This window comes from Anaerococcus cruorum (assembly GCF_046365495.1).
Lineage (GTDB): Bacteria > Bacillota > Clostridia > Tissierellales > Peptoniphilaceae > Anaerococcus > Anaerococcus cruorum.
In genome coordinates, this window is the sequence record NZ_JBGMEH010000001.1 from 114,074 (window position 1) to 130,990 (window position 16,917).

Here is a 16,917-nt window from a genome sequence, read left to right on the forward strand (position 1 = left end):
TTATAATTATAGATACGAAAGGAGATTTTATGGCAAAATATAATCCAAAAAGCTCAGATCCAGCTGAGTTTATAAACCATGAAGAAATTTTAGAAACAATTGACTATGGTAGAGCAAATGCTCACAATAGACAACTTATTATAGATATAATAGAAAAGGCAAGAAAGGCAAAGGGTCTAGACCACAGAGAAGCTTTCGTACTTTTATCTTGTAAGGAAGATGACCTAAATGATGAAATCTTTAAGGTTGCAAAAGAATTAAAACTTAAATTTTATGCAAACCGTATAGTTCTTTTTGCCCCACTTTACCTATCAAACTATTGTATTAACGGATGTACATATTGCCCATACCATGGACATAATAGACACATACCTCGTAAAAAATTAACCCAAGATGAAATCCGCGAGCAAGTAATCGCCCTTCAAGATATGGGACATAAGAGACTGGCCCTAGAGGCTGGTGAAGATCCAAGAAACAATCCTATCGAATATATTCTTGAATCTATCGACACAATTTATAATATCCATCACAAAAACGGTGCTATCCGTAGGGTAAATGTAAATATTGCTGCAACTACAACAGAAAACTACAAAAAACTTCACGATGCAGAAATAGGAACTTATATCCTATTCCAAGAAACATACAACAAAGAAAACTACGAAAAACTACACGCTTATGGTCCAAAATCAGACTATGACTACCACACAACAGCCCACGACCGTGCTATGGATGCTGGTATTGATGATGTAGGTCTTGGTGTATTATACGGGCTTGATAATTACGAATACGAATTTATCGGTCAATTAATGCATGCTGAACACTTAGAAGCAAAATACAATGTAGGACCACACACAATTTCTGTACCACGTATCCAACCAGGTGATGATGTAGACGTAGAAGACTTTGAAAATGCATTAGCAGATGATGTCTTTGAAAAAGTAGTTGCATGTATCCGTGTTGCAGCTCCTTATACAGGTATGATTGTATCAACTCGTGAAAGCGAGCAAATGCGTGGCAGACTACTAGATTTAGGTATCAGCCAAATCTCAGGTGCATCAAAAACATCCGTAGGTGGATATACTGAAAATGTCACAGAAGGATCAGACCAGTTTGAGCTATCAGACAACAGAACCTTAGATGAGGTTGTGGATTGGCTAATAGCAAAAGATCATATTCCATCATTCTGTACAGCTTGCTACAGAAAAGGTAGAACTGGTGAAGTATTTATGGAAATGGTAAAAAATGTCGGTATCGGTAATATTTGCCAACCAAATGCATTAGTAACTCTAAAAGAATACGGAGAAGACTACGCAAGTCCAAAAACAAAAGCAGATATCGAAGCCTTAATAGGCAGAGAAATAAACACCATTCCAAATGAGGAAGTAAGAAAAGATACTATAGAAAACTTAGCCGCAGTAGAAAATGGCAAAAGAGACCTATATATATGAGAACTTCAAATGGAGAAAGAGTGCATATTGCCATATTTGGTAACACAAATTCCGGTAAATCTACACTTTTAAACTATATAACCGGGCAAGAAACTGCCATAGTTTCTGCCACCCACGGTACAACAACCGACCCCATCAATAAGCCTATGGAAATCCATGGGCTAGGGCCGGTCCTTTTTATAGATACCGCTGGTATCAACGATCAGACAGATCTATCTGATAAGAGAATCACAAAATCAGTAAGCGTTTTAGAAAAAGCCGACCTATTTTTATACGTCCTAAGCCTAGAAGATGATTTAAGCTTTGTAGAAAAATTAAAGGCAAAAAATAAGCCAATTATTTTTATAGCTCCAAAACAAGACCTAGAAATTGGAAAAGAGATTGCAGAAAAATTTAAAGATTTAAATCCACTTGCAATAAATGTAGAAACTGATGATAGGTATAAACTATTTGATAAAATAAAAGAAATAGCAGCTGATGATGGCCCACTAACCCTTACAGGCAGATTAGTAAAAAAAGGTGATACAGTAGTTTTGGTCATGCCCCAAGATGAGGCTGCACCTAAAGATAGGCTAATCAAACCTCAAGTAATGACAATCAGGGAATTGATAGATAAGGATGCGGTTTGCATCAGTACAAGCCTAGAAAATCTTTCAAACACCCTAAGTGTGCTAAAAAATCCTCCAGATTTAATAATTACAGACTCAAAAGTATTTAAAGATGTCTACAAGCAAAAGCCAGAAGCTAGTAAACTGACAAGCTTTTCTGTGCTAATGAGTGGTTTTAAAGGAGATGTAGAGTACTTTAGGGAGTCAGTAAAGGTATTAGACAAGAAGATAGAAAATGTCCTAATAGCAGAAGTCTGCACCCACCCACCTATAGATGAAGACATAGGTACGGTAAAAATTCCAAAAATGCTTAGAAAAAAATATCCTGATATAAACATAGACTTTGCAAGAGGCGAAGACTTTCACAATATAGAGAAATACGATTTAATCATAGAATGCGGATCATGTATGTTTAACCGCGCCAGCGTGATGAATAGGGTAAAACAATGTAAAGAAAAAAACATCCCAATGACAAATTACGGGATGACAATAGCATATTTGCAAGGAATACTAGATAAAATAGACTACCAAGTGTAAGCTTGGTAGTTTTTTTTAATTAAATTTTTACATTTAAAGCAGATCTCTCCGCGCACTGCGCTTACGCTTGTTTGGTCGAGATGGCTAACGGGTCCATATGTATACGCCAAAACCTAACCATTTCGACCGAGTATCGTAGATACAAGTGGAGAAATCTGCTTCATTTCCTTAGTATGAGCTTAATTCTATATCCCAATTGCCAGTCAAATCTTCCCAATCAGGATTCATCTGATTGATAATTCTATCTTTTTTGATTCTACTCCACTTCTTTATTTGCTTTTCACGAGCAAGTGCAGCAAATTTATTATCTGTCCATTCATAATAGACCAACTTTACAGCATTGTACTTATCAGAAAATCCTCTGACCAAATGATTTTTATGCTCATACATTCTTTTTTCTAGGTTGTGAGTCATACCTACGTATACAGTAGTGTTTGTTGCATTGGTGATTATGTAGACATAGTAATTGCCGCTCATATTTTCTCCCTAATAATAATGTTATAACAGATATCTCCATGCGCTACGCCTACGCTTGCTTAGTCGATATGGGTAATGTAAGTATACTGGTTTTTTGTAAAATCATAATTCCCATTTCGACCGAAAAATCTTTGATTTCGAGTGGAAAAGTCTGACTCAATTTCCTAATACCGGATCTCTTCACGCATTTCGCTTTCGCTCATTTGGTCGAGATGGGTGATGTAAGTATACTGGTTTTTTGTAAAATCAAATTTCCCATTTCGACCGAAAAATCTTTGATTTTGAGTGGAGAAATCTGCCATATCTTACATACTAAACTCTAATAAATCAACTCAGCCTTTCTAGTAATCACATCTCCCCTATCAGTTACTATTTCATAACCAGCATTGTCAACCCTACGGCCTAGGCATGCCCTACATTCTGCTGCTTCATCTCCTGTACAGATTTTATTATCATAAAGTTGATATTGTTTTCTATACATAGTTGGAGAAAGGTTTGGCATTAGTACATTTGCCCCTGCCTTTAGTCCCATCTCACGGCCTAATGGATTGATTGTTCCCAATGCAGTTGTTGCTGGGATTAATGCATATGGGAAAAGGATTCTTAAAATTGAGACCAATCTTAAAGTTTTTGTATAAGATCCGTTTGGAAAATCTTTAAAAGGTGTATCATGGCTGGTTAAAAATGGTCCTATTCCTATCATATCCGGTTCTAATTTTTGTAAAAATCTGAGGTCCTTTATCAAATCTTCTGTGGTTTGGTATGGGCTATCCACCATAAAGCCACCACCTACTTGGTAGCCAATTTCTTTTAATTGCCATAAGGCTTCGTGGCGCTCTTCCATAGTCATACCTTCAGGGTGAAGCTTGCTAAAGTGCTCGCTGTCAGAAGTTTCTTGGCGCAGCAAATACCTATCTGCTCCTACGTCATAAAATCTTTTAAATGACTCGTAAGGTTTTATCCCAAGTGATAAAGTAATAGCTGTGTCAGGGTGGTTTGCTTTTATCTCCTTTACAATATCGACAATCATATCATCAGTATAATATGTGTCTTCCCCGCCCTGGAGAACATAAGTTCTAAAACCTAATTCATAGCCAATATCAGCACATTGGATAATTTCCTCTGGAGTCAATCTGTAACGGTTAACATTTTTATTAGATTTGCGAATTCCGCAATAAAAACAGTCGTTTTTGCAATAATTAGAAAACTCGATAAGTCCACGCACATATACTGCATCGCCATATATGTCCCTACGAATACGATCAGCAGTATCAGCCAACCACTCATTCATAGACTCATCCTCTATCCAATTTTTAAGCTCTTCGTCTGTGTAATATGTAGTGTTTTTTAAATTTTTCATATATATATATTATAGCAATGAATAAGGTGGCTTGTCTAATATATTTTAGTAAACAACTAGGAATTGGGAATAATGCAGATATCTCCTCGCATTTCGCTTGCGCTCATTTGGTCGATATGGAGTCTCGATACTTCGCACTTTAGTTTGACTACAACAATACCATTTCGACCGAGCGCCATGGGTGCGAGTGGAGAAATCTGACTTGATTCATGCATTACCCACGTTGTGTCATCCTAAGCGAATGAACGGAGTGAATGATCCGAAGGATCTCTTTGGGGAATATTACTTCGAATCGAAGTAAATAAAAGTATAGGAGACCCTTCGACTACGCTTCGCTCTGCTCAGGGTGACATAGTCGTAATTCGGGATAAAACAAAAAACCAGGAAAATCAATTCCTGGTTTTTAATTGCTTTTTCTATGTTTTTGTTTTTGTTTTTTGTTAGTTAAAGCCTATGCTTCAACTGAGTTTCTTCTTTTCATAGCTGTGAAAGCTACACCCATAAGTGCAAGACCAGCTACGATAAAGATAAGTGAACCAATACCACCTGTTTGTGGGATTGTTACGTTCTTGTTGTTAACTCTTTGAGCATCACCCTTTGTTTTATCTACAGATGTATTTTCTGCATCATCTGCAGGTGTGAATTGAACGCCATCTTCTTTTGTCCATGATTCAGCATTTACTGCAAATGCGTGTGCATTGTTTGTTGGGATTGAGTATCCTTTTGGAGCTTCTAACTCAACAAGTTCATAATCTCCTTCAGCTAGACCGTCAATAGCAAATCTACCTTGAGCATCTGAAGTTAACTTAACTAGATCTTTCGCAGCTTCTTCATCCTTAAGATTAACTGCTTTCCAATCATATCTTGTCTTAAGAGCATTATATTTTGGAACAACATTATCTTTGTAGTATTTATCAGCATCTTCTTGTGATGTTGTAGAATCTTTTTTTGTCATTTCATCATAAGCTGCTTTAACTTCTAGATATGCTGCTCTGTCTGCTTCTTTTTCAGAGTCTGTTTTATAAACTAGATATTCACCAGCATGTTTAACATCTCTTTGTTCATCAGTGTTTGCATTTTTAACAGCAAATACTGCACCTTCAAGTCTATCACCTGTTACTTCATCAGCTTTAACGAATTTTTTACCATAGTGAACAACATGTGGTTCTTTTGGATTTACAGTTATATTATTAGAAACTTTGTTTACTACTACTGTTTTACCTTTTTCGCTTGTATATTGTGCTTGGAAACCTTTAAGATCACGTTCAACAACTTTATATTGTCTTTCAAGATTAAGGTCTTTCCATGTATAAGTCCAGTCGTTTCCTTGAACTGTTTTATCTTCAGTGCCATCATTTACTGTATAGGTTTCATTGTCGTTTTGAGTAAATTTAACTGTACCTTTTAATTTTCCGTCTTGTGCATCAAATAAGTCAAATGTTATAGATTCACCTGGTTTTGGTTCTTTGTCTTCTCCTTCAACATCTACGAATGATTTAGATACTGTAAGTTCTTTATCATCATTTGGGAATGTTGGTTGTGGTGTATTACCAAATCTTTGATCGTTACCATAGATAAATGTAACGTCGTTTGTTTCAGGAATGTTTACTACTGATTTTGAGTTGACTGTAGCTGTATAAACAAGGTCAACTGTTACGTCATCATCTTTGTCGCTTACTTTTGCAAGACCTGGTTTTGTAAGTTCTACTCTAAATCCATTTTGGATTCCGCTTTCAGCATCTTTTGTAACTGTTAAAGTGTAGTCAGCTTGATCTGCAGGTTTACCATCTATTGTAACTTTTAGATCTTTTTGATCTTCTTCAGTAAATGTTAGACCATCGGTCATTTCATCTGTCCAGTAAGCATTTTTATAGTTTGTTTTAGCTTTGAAAACTGTTCTTACTGTATATGGTACTGCATCACCTAGTCTATAGTCTCTAATATCTGCATCTTTTGTTTTATCATCTCTATCGTTATCAATTTCGTCTGTGAAGTCTTTGTTTACATCTACTTTAGTAGTAGTGTTTTTAGGATATACATTTACTTCTGTTAAGTATTCTGTTGGTTTAGCAGGTGCAAATTTACCATCTTCACCTTTAACTAATTTAACTTGTGGTAATGTTAGTGCAAATGGAACTGCATGTCCACCATTAGTTGTAACATTAGCTGGTGTTTTAGATTCAACAAACCAATAGTTACCATTAGCAAGATCTAAGATTTCAGCTTTACCATTTTCATCAGTTAATTCTGTTTTACCATCAACTTTGTCTCTATTTAGTAGGTCATTTACTTTCTCAACTGTATCTGGTTTTGATGTATTAAGTTTATCAAGTTCAGCTGCTGATACTTTCCAGTAAGAGAATTCTACACCTTTAAGTCCTCTTACATTTTCACCTAGTGATTCTTTTTGTTCCTTAGTAAGTTCTCCACCATTGTGGTCCCATACTTTTGGGTCTTTATAAGAATCAGCTTGTAATTTCCAAACATTAACTTTTGTAGATGTTGGTATATCATCTGTAGTTGTAGCAATTTTACCATCTGGAGCTTCTACTTCAGCCGCATTAGCATTAGCAAATGGAGCTACTAATACACCGATAACCATTGCAAAAGCTGCTAAAAATGACATTAGCTTGTTTGTCGCTTTTTTCATGTTTTCTTCTCCTTTATTAAATTTTTGCGAAAAAGCAATTTATTGGTCTACTTATGACCCATCACTTTGACTGTGTACAATAGATAATATCTATTATGTACTTATCTACGTCTAATGGGTCTTTCGTTCCAACGGTTTTGGTTCTATGAAAACTCCAAAAATACAATTTCCAATTATAGAACCTGTGTATTTTTTCTAGGTAGTTAGCTACCCAGCGATATCAGGCTTAGCCTGACCTAGATTTGATCTAGGAAGAATGTAACGTTTTGGTCTTATTCGTTATTTATAACTACTTGTAACAGGCTAACTTTTTAATATATTATCTTCTACTATAATTATAGGATATATTTTACCATAGAACAATAGAAAAAATGGACTTTTTATGTGTTTTGCAATATATTTACCAATTTTTTGAAAAATCTTTTATTAATATTCTATAATTTACTTTTGTTTTCTATTTTTGGGCAAAAATATCCATAATTCTTACTCATTTAGTATACTATATATTTTAAATATTGACAAGCTATTTTTGGACATATCTTTGCCTTACTTTAGCATATTTGAGAGGATAGAAAGATATATTTACATATATTGATTAAGATTTTAAAATCCTTGTATAAAAAGCCTGTTAGCTTGGCTAGCTTAAAGTTTTGCTTAAAATTGTATTGGTGAATGGTGACGCTTGGTAGGTCTTATAAAAAACGATTTGCTTGTAATTGTCCATATAAAAAAAGCCCTAGATTTTAGTCTAGGACTTTTTTGTTCAACTCTTACTTATCTCTTGTTACTAAGCTTAATTTCAAGGGAGGACCTTGTTTTTGTCCTTTTGGTAAATAGCATAATAAGCAATAGCGGCTAGCATAGTAGCTGTACCTAGGATTGCAAAAGCAATCTTAGGACCATTTCCACCTGTGGATGGGTAGCTAGCTTTTTTGTTTACTACATTTAAAGTAAGTGTATCGTCTGTTCTAGTGAAGCTAGAAGATTCATCTGTTGATGAAATATTGACCCTGCCATCTTCTACAGTGACTTCCCACTTAGTTGCGCTCATAACGTATCCGTCAGGAGCTTTTGTTTCTTCAAGTAGGTATTGGCCATCTTTTAGGTCGGCAAATTCTATACGTCCTGGGATTTTATTATCATCAGAATCTTTTACAACTTCTTGCTTAATATATTTTTCCTTATCAGCTTGGCCAGCGATAACTTTGTATAGTGCAAATTCTGCGCCATCAAGTTTTTCGACTCCATCTTCTCCAACTTTTTGAACTCTAAATTTACCAGTGATTGGGGTGTTTTTAATGGTTGTGATTGGCTCTTCCTTATCTCCGCCTACTATACCATTGTCGTTCTTTTTGATGTCTCCATCCATATCTACATAGAACTCATTTACAAATTCACCTGTAGCTTTTGCTATTGGTTCGTTGTCGGTTGGTTGGTCAGTAACTTTATAACCTTTTGGAAGTGTTTCGTAGATCTTGTAGTGACCTGTTTTTAGATTTGAAAGTTTGAATTTACCTTTTGAATCAGTAGTGAATGTTGCTCCACCATCTGGATTTTTGATTTTAACATAGTTCTTATACTGACTTTCTTCGGTATCTTCGTATCTATTTTCTATATTCCCTTGTTGGTCCCACCAGACTTCAAACTCAACTCCTGCAAGAGCTTTATCAATCTTGCTATCTATCTTAGTAAATTCTATTTCATTGGATTTATTTACTAGTTTTAGAATAGCTGGTGAGCTTGTAGCTTCAGGGGTTATTTCAGCAGTAACATCATTATCAAGCTTTTCATTTTCGATGATGGTTGTCTTGCCATCTTTTGCTACTACAATATTCCAAGTATTTATAGTTCTTACGTATCCGTCTGGTGATTTGAACTCTCTTAGTTCGTATTTTCCAGCTGTAAGGTTTTCGTAGTTAACTGTAGCGTCTCCACTTGTAAGGGCAGAGCCTGAGTTTGTTGTAAGTGTTCCGTCTGTATTTACATATTGGTCAGATTCCATATCTTTTAGTAGGAATTTTGCACCAGTTAGTGGATTAGTTGTATTTCCATCTTTTTTAACTTTATTAACTTGGAACTTACCCTCACCTACTTCTTTGTTGACTATTTCAAGAGGATCAGTTTTTCCTGTCATGTCCTGGATATATTTGTCGCCAACTAAGATGTTTTTAATGTCTAGGCTGCCTCTTTCTACTGTAAACTCTGCTACTATTTGTCCACCTATTTTGACTTCTTCGTCATTATCTGTCTTTATTTGTTGATAACCTTTTGGGGCATATGTTTCTACTAGTTGGTATCTGCCAGGTTCAGTTGCTGAAAGGGCTATGATACCATCATCAAGGGTTTCAATATTTTCTAAAACTGTTTGTCTATTAGGTTGAAGATCGCCTTTATCATCATAGCTATCCCAAACTCTATCAAGTTTAAACTTAGCACCTGCTAAAGGTTTATTGTCCTTTCCTACCTTCTTAAACTTAATCTCATTTACTTTGTTGTAGATTGGATAGGCTTCATTTGAATCAAAGTTTTCTATAATTTCTTCGCCATACTTTTGGTTGGTCTTAAGATCTTTAACTTTACCATTTTCAACAGTAAAGGTCGATACAATAAATCTTTCAGCATATGGATAGCCTTCTGGTGGAACTGTTTCATAAACTGTGTATGAGCCATCTTCTAGGTTGTCAAATCCAAACTTCCCATCTCTATCTGAAGATGTTAGTGAGTCTTTAACTTCCTCATCACCTTTATAGAGTACAAATTCTGCACCATATAGAGGGTTTTTACTAGCTCCATCTTGTTTTACAAAGTCTATTGATGGCTTCTTTTGGTTGATTACAGTAAAGCTTGGTGCTTCTGTATTTTTATCTTCGTTTTCTTCAGTGATTACTTCTTTCTCATAAAGAGCTGGAAGATCAAAATGATGAAGTATGGCATCATTGTTGTTTGGTGTATCTATGGTTTTCCAATTATAACCAATTTGTGATTTTTGATATTTATCAACTATTTTAGCTGTAACTTTGACTATATATGACCAGTTTCCATCAAACCTACCCTCGCTACCATTATGTGGAAATTTGATAAAGGCGTTATTGGTTTGGTTATTTTCTATGATATTTGTAGTCTTTTCGCTTATAGTTGATGATCCCATTGTTATATTGCCAGCATCTGAATTTTGTGCTTGAGTTCTATCTAAATAGGATATAACCCTATCATCTATGCTTTTGCTATTCATTAGACCGCCAATATAAAGTTTCTCATTTACTACACTTATTTCCTTGCTATTTCTACCAGGATTGACGTCAAAAAGCTCTACTTTTTCTAAATTTGCATTTGTTGCATTTAGTCCTAGCATGGTTGGTTTATTAGTAGCTGATGAACCATCTACAAAATTTGGTTTTAGCATCAGGTAATATGTTATAAGACTGTTTTCTGGGTCTGTAGCCTCTACATAATCACGAGCATTCATATAGTTTGGGTTATTTGCAAATTCGTAGTTATAAGATTCTGATTTTGCATTTTTTTCTACTTTTAATACGTCATTTGTAATGATCTTTGAAGGTTCCGCTGAATCTGCTTCTTCCACTAGACTTTCATTTTTCCAACTGATATATCCATCCTTATCTACAATTAATTTTAATTTACCTTCTTTCTTCCTATAGCCATCTGGAGCTTCAACTTCTTCTAGGTAGTAGGTCTTGCCTGCTTTTAGATTATCAAATTTGATATAACCGTTGCTATCAGTAGTTTCAATTCTATCTGGTTCAAATTTATTTTGATTTTCATCTAGGAGTCTAAATTTAGCTCCCTCCAGGTAATTACCATTAGAGTCTTTTTTGTAAAGTTCAAAACGAGAATTGTTCTTTTCGTTTGGAATCTCTGCGTTTATTGTATTATCAGATTGCGCTGATGATGTTACTTTTGTTATTGCACTTGTAAATTTGTAGCCCTCTGGAGCCTTAACTTCCTTTACATAGTAAGTTGTATCTAACTGAATATTCTCACTATTGAAAGTAGCATAACCATGTTCGTTGGAAGTAGCTTTATCTATAGGTTTGCCTGTAGCACTCGCATTGTCATATAGTTCGAATTCTGCGCCTTCAAGACCAAGATTTGTGTCCTTATCGTATTTTCTGATAGTAAGGTTGGCAGATTTTGGCTTTTCCTTTTCGTTTGTGATGGTAAGTGGGCCAGAGTCCTCTATGACCTTAAAAGTTGGAGAAATACTAGCAGTTTGTTGATTACCCCCTCCATCTTTTAATATCATAACTTGGTTCACAGGGTAAATATCAGTGTTTTTATTGATTTTATCAATATCCCTTATTGAAAACGTCCTACTGAATGTTTTTTCTTTTCCAACTTCTAAGCCTGTTATATCAATAGTTCCTTGCCTGGTTAAATCCCCTGTAATATCTGAACTATTTGGTTGCAGGCTTATACCATAGATATCCTTTTTAGGTTTGATTTTCATTGTATAAAGGAATACACCTTCATTATTCGTTTCTTTTATAGATGCCTTTAGAGATACATAAGTGTTATCAAAAGTCTGTTCCTTTGACGTTTCTATCTTGTAACCTCCACCTTGGCTTTGAACTTTTGTTTCACCCTGATCATCTACCACAACAGTCCAGGTTTTCTTATTTTCTTGATATCCTGGTAGTTGTTTTGTTTCCTTTAAGGTGTAAGTGCCTGGATATAGGGTTTCGAACTTTATTTTTCCATTTTCATCAGTTGTTTTGCTGACTTTGTAGTCAAACTCCTTACCTTTTTCACCAACTTCGCCTTCTGATGTTAGGGTAAATTCTACACCTTGAAGTTTATCTTTTGTTTCTTTATCTTCCTTAGTGAATTCAAATTCACTTGTAGTAATCTTAGGTTCTTCTGGTTTTGCGGTGTTTGTAATTTTTAGATCTAATTGATCTTTATCTTTTATTTCGTAGTAACCATTTTGATTCTTAACTATAGTAAAGGTAGCTTTTTCTCCAAGGTTTAGGTCAGTATCATAATTACCGTCTGGGGCCTTGGTTTCTATTACCCTGTAGTCACCGTCTACTAGGTCGTTCCAAACAAGCTTACCTTGGCTATTTGACCTTGTCCTAGATCCTGGAAGTTCTCTAAAGATAGATGAATCCGGTTTTCTATATTCTAGGACAAATTCTGCTCCTTCTAGAGGATTTTCTGTCTTAAGGTCAACCTTGGTAAATTCTATACCTATTGGTTTTCCCTCATTCTTTTCGTTTTTAATATCAATTTTGCTATTGCCATTAGGATAATAAATCTTTTTATCTTGGATGATGTTATTTTCATCTACCCTAAAGCTTGCTACGGTTCTTCCTTCGTTTTCGCTATATTCTGGATATTTAGATATATCTTTTTCTACTACTTGGTAATTGCCTGGTGTAAGTTCTTTCCATGAGAATTTACCATCTTTGCCGGATATTTGGTCTTGGCCAGAAAGCGCTCTGCCATTTAGACTTAGTTCAAAGACTACACCGTCCATGGCAAGGCCTTTTTCATTTACTTTTCTAAATTCTATTTCGTTTTTTTTATTTTTATAATTGAAAGTATAATGAGCTTGTTCTTTTCCGACTACTATAGCATCAGAAATCTCTTCTTTAAATTGATAACCCTTTGGTCCTTGGACTTCTTTTATATAGTAGGTGCCATAGTCAAGGTCTTCAAATACTGCCACACCATTTTCATCTGTTACTAGGGTTTTGATTGGATCTTTATTTTTATCAAGTAATTGGAAATAGGCTCCAGGAAGTTTCTTTCCATCTTGGTCTTGGTCAATTTTATTTACTGTGACGCTGCCTTTTTTGGCTGTTTTTTTGGTATCACCTGTTATAGTGTTTTGGTAGGACCTTGTCTTGTCGTGGCCATAGTAGAAGAATTGGATTTCTTCGTCTTTGTTTACCTTTCCCCAATCTTTGCCTTCTGCTATACGGTTTTTTAGCCCTTGGGCATAGCTGTATTCGGCACTTGAGAAATAATTAGGGTTGTAGCCTCCACCATTTCTAAAGGATTCTGCGTAGTTTTCTCCAGCTAACCAGTAGTAAAGGTTGTATTGGATAATCTTGTAGTAGGACTGTTCGTCAAGTTGGTATTCTTCTGCAAGCTCTTGGCCATACCAATAAAGTCTTAGGACATATTCGTAAAGACTGGCATAGTATTCCTCATTTACAGTTCCTTTATAAAGTGGGGATGACTTGGCCTCGTTTGCTGTAGCAAGGGCTGCTATGGCCCTACCATTTGTCGCCCAATCTTTTTCAGCTGTAGACCATTCTCCCTTGGTAATGGTTCCGTTAAACTTGTACTGTCTAGTTGGTTCTGGTTTACCTGGGTTTAGACAGAATACAATAACTCCTGTTTTAGTGAATGCTGGGTCATTGTATCTTGGGTTTGCATTTGGATTACTTGGTATAAAGGCCTTCATTGTGTTGGCTTGGTCCTTTGAAAGAGCTACTTCATAGCCTGAGCCGTCCTTGTGTTCTTGGACCTTGTGTAGGTAGGCCAGGCCACTTGTGTCCTTCTCTGCCCCTTCTTCTCTTTGAAGCAAGCTTGGCTTGTAAGCAATGGATGCAGACTTGCCAGAGTCTAGGCTTAGGGTTGTAAACTCTTCTTTATTTGTAGCTTTGTCAGTAAAGGTGTAGTTTACAATAGTTCCTGGTTTGTTGCCTATTTTTTTTTGTAGTGTTTCTTTCGCTACATTACCTAAGTCTGTAACATCATAGCCACCATTGTCATTTGGTACTAGGATTTGTACACTTGGTCCTGTTAGTCCTTGACCGTCAGTTTTTGCTGAGTAGGCATCTATACCTACAGTGTTTTTGTTGACAAGTCTCTCTGCTGGGAAAGTTTCAGAAATGGTCCATGTGATTTGACCATCTTCTTTGATATTTCCAAACATTGATACTCTATTTTTCATAATATCTGTATCGTCAATATTGTCGTTGTAGTCTAGAGACCTAAAACCATTGTATGGGAAGAGGTCTTGCCAGCCCTTTGGCTCTAAATATACCATTCTGGTATCTATTAGATTTATGCCATTTCTATATGGGTTGGCAGCTGAAGTATCTTTCCATTTAATTAGGAAAGGATACTTTTGTGATAATTCTTCAAAGTCTTTATCAAAGTCCTTCACAAGTTCATTTACATAGTTTTTGTCTGGAGAAATCTTTACACCAATAGCATAGTTTTGACGTTTCTTTGGTTCCTTGGCCACTACATAAATATTGTAGCCTTTTTCTGTAAGCTTGTTTTTTGGAATAGAGAAACTATAAATGTAATGTTCACCCTTTTTCTCTGTCATTGAACCAGAATAATCTGTAGTTCCATCTTGACCATCTTCTACTACCACCTTGTAGTCTTCTAGGCTTTGACCTGCTGGTGCGTAAATAGAGAAGTTCAAGTTATCATATTCGTACTTATCTTTTTTGAACTCCGTGATGTCGTTACCAGAATCGTCTGTGCCAGGGATATTAATCTTCCAACCTACATAGTCATTTCTGATAGCATGGTCTTTTAAACCAGGTTGAGTTTTTCTTACTATATCAAATAACTTTTGCTCATTAGTAGCTCTGGTTAGGGTTTCTGTATAGTATTCTAATTCAGTTTTGAAATCTACATCATCAAAATCGGCTTCTATAACAGTTGGATTATCCTCTGCGAAAATGTGTGGGTTGAGCCCTTCTAAGTAGGCTGCTGCCACTATTTCATCAATAGTGAAATCGCCGATTACTTTTTCTACTTCTGCTTGCTTATCTTTTAGTAGTGACTCTAGTTGGTCTTCTTTTATATCGTATGATTTTACATAAGATTGTAGAAAGGTAATGAAGTCTTCTGTTGATAGATTTTCTTCTGCTAATTTTTCTGCTAGAGCTTTCTCTTTAGTTTTATCAGTCTTAATAGTAGTTGTATCTTCTTGGCTATCATTTGCTATTTCATCATTTTTGTATAAATCTCTTAGGATGTTGACGAAGTCTTCGTTTGTAATGTTGTTTTTTTCTCTAATGCTTGCTAGTGATGCTTCCAATTCTTCTTCTGTGATTTGGCCGGCATCCTTTTTGGCAAATTCTTCTTTGATTAGAGCTTTAATTTCTTCTGTAGTTAAAGCATTTTCACTTGCTTGATCAAAATTTGTAGCTTCTTTGATATCTACATTAGCTACTTTGTATTTGTCTTCATTTAGCCCTCTTAATAGGGCTGATATAATTTCTTCAGCTTGGGCAGAATCTATATTTTCTGCTTTTGCTATATTTTGGATAGAAGCTTTGAAGTCATCCCAGTTGATTTCTTCTTTATTATAGCTTTCTAATACTGGAACAATTTGCTTTGTTGCATTTTCTAGATTGGTTGAAAGTTTATTATTTTCTTTTAAATCTGAAATATATGCATCTTTATTCAGTGCAATTGCTGATTGAGCGTTTTTGCCTGATTCTTCTGTTTTTTGTCTTTCATCTTCTTCTTTAGTTTTAGAGTTTTCTTCTTTTGAAGTATCAGCAGGCAGAGGGTCAGCGTCATCTTCTGATGGTTTTTCTTCTTCTCCTGCTTGAGATGTTTCTTCTGTATAGCTTGGGTTTTGGATTTTGATTCCATTAAATTCATATTCTTTTGCGTTGGTGTTTTCTTTTGGTTTTGTGATTACTTCTAGTTTTGCTATGTAACCTTGTGGTATGGTTAGGTTTAAACTGTTTGTAAAATCTACTGTTTTGCTAAAGGATTGGTTTAGTACGTATCCTTTATCACTAGCCTCGTAGTAATCAATTTTTATTTGGCTATTTTCTGTGTCTTGGTTTTCGTCTAGGTCAAAGTCTATGGCAAACTCTTTGTCATCTTTTGCATTTATGTAGTCTGTCCATACTAAATGTGCTGGGGTGGTTTGAAAGAGTGTTTTTTCTTCTTTTTTGTACTCACCTTTGTATAAGTGAAGGTTGTCTTCTTTTTCTACTAGCTCTGCCGCTTGGTTTACTACATTGTTATCATTATCGATTGTGATTTCTGTTGTGTCTGGATTTGTAGTTTCTAAAGAATATCTTGTTTGAACTGGATTTTGATTTGGAGAAGCTATTGTAAAATCTAGAGCAAGTTGTGGGGATTTTTCTTCTAGATTTTTCAAAGCTTCTTCTGTTAATTTTGTGCTTAGGTAATAAACCATCCCATATTGTGGTTTGGCTGAGGTAATACCTGTTGTTCTAATATCTTCCTTTGCGTTTAGTAAGTTTGGTGTGTGTTGATCAAACTTGATGTCCGTCTCATTGCCATCAGCATCTAAGACTTTTACATCATCTACTGATAATTTTTCGTCATCAGTATTTTCTGTTATACCAAAAGTTGTGATTTGATTTTCTGTAAACTCTTTGCTAGGGTCTTTAGTTTTTACTACAATTTTGTAGTCTACTTGTCCTGTTGTTTTTGATAAGGTTGCTGACTTTTCTATGATATAGTCAGTTGTTTCTTCTTGGCTTACTGCTGATTTGATTAAGCTAGAATCAGTATTTTCAGTTTCTTCTTTTGAGGTATCTTTTTCTTGAACACCCATAACTGATGTGGCTGCTGTGTAAATATTGCTTTTGCTTTGCTTCATGGCAAATACGTTTGTAGGCACAGCCAAGATAATTGCAAGCGTTGCTGCTAGCAATTTTACAATAAATTGTTGTAATTTGTTTTTCATAAATCTCCCCCTGATTTATATTTTTCTAAACTTTGTTTGAAATTTCACGAAGTTCAAGTCCTTTACTTCTATATATTATACTACTAAATTAGTGCGAAATATAGAGAGTTTTTAAGTATTTTTAGATATATACGTAAAAAAACCAATATATTCTAACTTAAACCAAT

Annotated in this window: 6 protein-coding genes; 2 read left to right on the top strand and 4 right to left on the bottom strand. The window is 35.3% G+C overall.

What is annotated here, in order from left to right:
• The first annotated feature begins 29 nt into the window (after positions 1-29).
• Together hydG and hydF are read left to right on the top strand one after the other, a co-directional pair.
• The gene (gene hydG, locus ACCQ40_RS00550; RefSeq protein WP_410032172.1) at positions 30-1,448 is read left to right on the top strand and encodes a [FeFe] hydrogenase H-cluster radical SAM maturase HydG; all 1,419 of its coding nucleotides are present in this window, start codon (positions 30-32) and stop codon (positions 1,446-1,448) included.
• Positions 1,445-2,593, top strand: coding sequence for a [FeFe] hydrogenase H-cluster maturation GTPase HydF (gene hydF, locus ACCQ40_RS00555; RefSeq protein WP_410032173.1), 1,149 nt, complete (start codon positions 1,445-1,447; stop codon positions 2,591-2,593). Before hydG ends, hydF begins: the two co-directional genes overlap by 4 nt.
• A gap of 168 nt (positions 2,594-2,761) precedes the next feature.
• Here the strand turns inward: hydF and ACCQ40_RS00560 are convergent, their stop codons facing one another.
• From ACCQ40_RS00560 to ACCQ40_RS00575, 4 genes are all read right to left on the bottom strand, one after another.
• Positions 2,762-3,070: a GIY-YIG nuclease family protein gene (locus ACCQ40_RS00560; RefSeq protein WP_410032174.1), complete on the bottom strand. Its 309-nt coding sequence runs from the start codon at positions 3,068-3,070 to the stop codon at positions 2,762-2,764.
• 319 nt (positions 3,071-3,389) lie between these two features.
• Positions 3,390-4,430 carry a [FeFe] hydrogenase H-cluster radical SAM maturase HydE gene (gene hydE, locus ACCQ40_RS00565; protein WP_410032175.1) on the bottom strand — a complete coding sequence of 347 codons (1,041 nt, stop codon included), beginning with the start codon at positions 4,428-4,430 and terminating at the stop codon, positions 3,390-3,392.
• A 451-nt stretch (positions 4,431-4,881) separates the two neighbouring features.
• Complete coding sequence (locus ACCQ40_RS00570) at positions 4,882-7,080, bottom strand: SpaH/EbpB family LPXTG-anchored major pilin (protein ID WP_410032176.1); 2,199 nt, start codon at positions 7,078-7,080, stop codon at positions 4,882-4,884.
• 799 nt (positions 7,081-7,879) lie between these two features.
• Positions 7,880-16,750 carry a SpaA isopeptide-forming pilin-related protein gene (locus tag ACCQ40_RS00575; protein ID WP_410032177.1) on the bottom strand — a complete coding sequence of 2,957 codons (8,871 nt, stop codon included), beginning with the start codon at positions 16,748-16,750 and terminating at the stop codon, positions 7,880-7,882.
• Positions 16,751-16,917 lie beyond the last annotated feature (167 nt).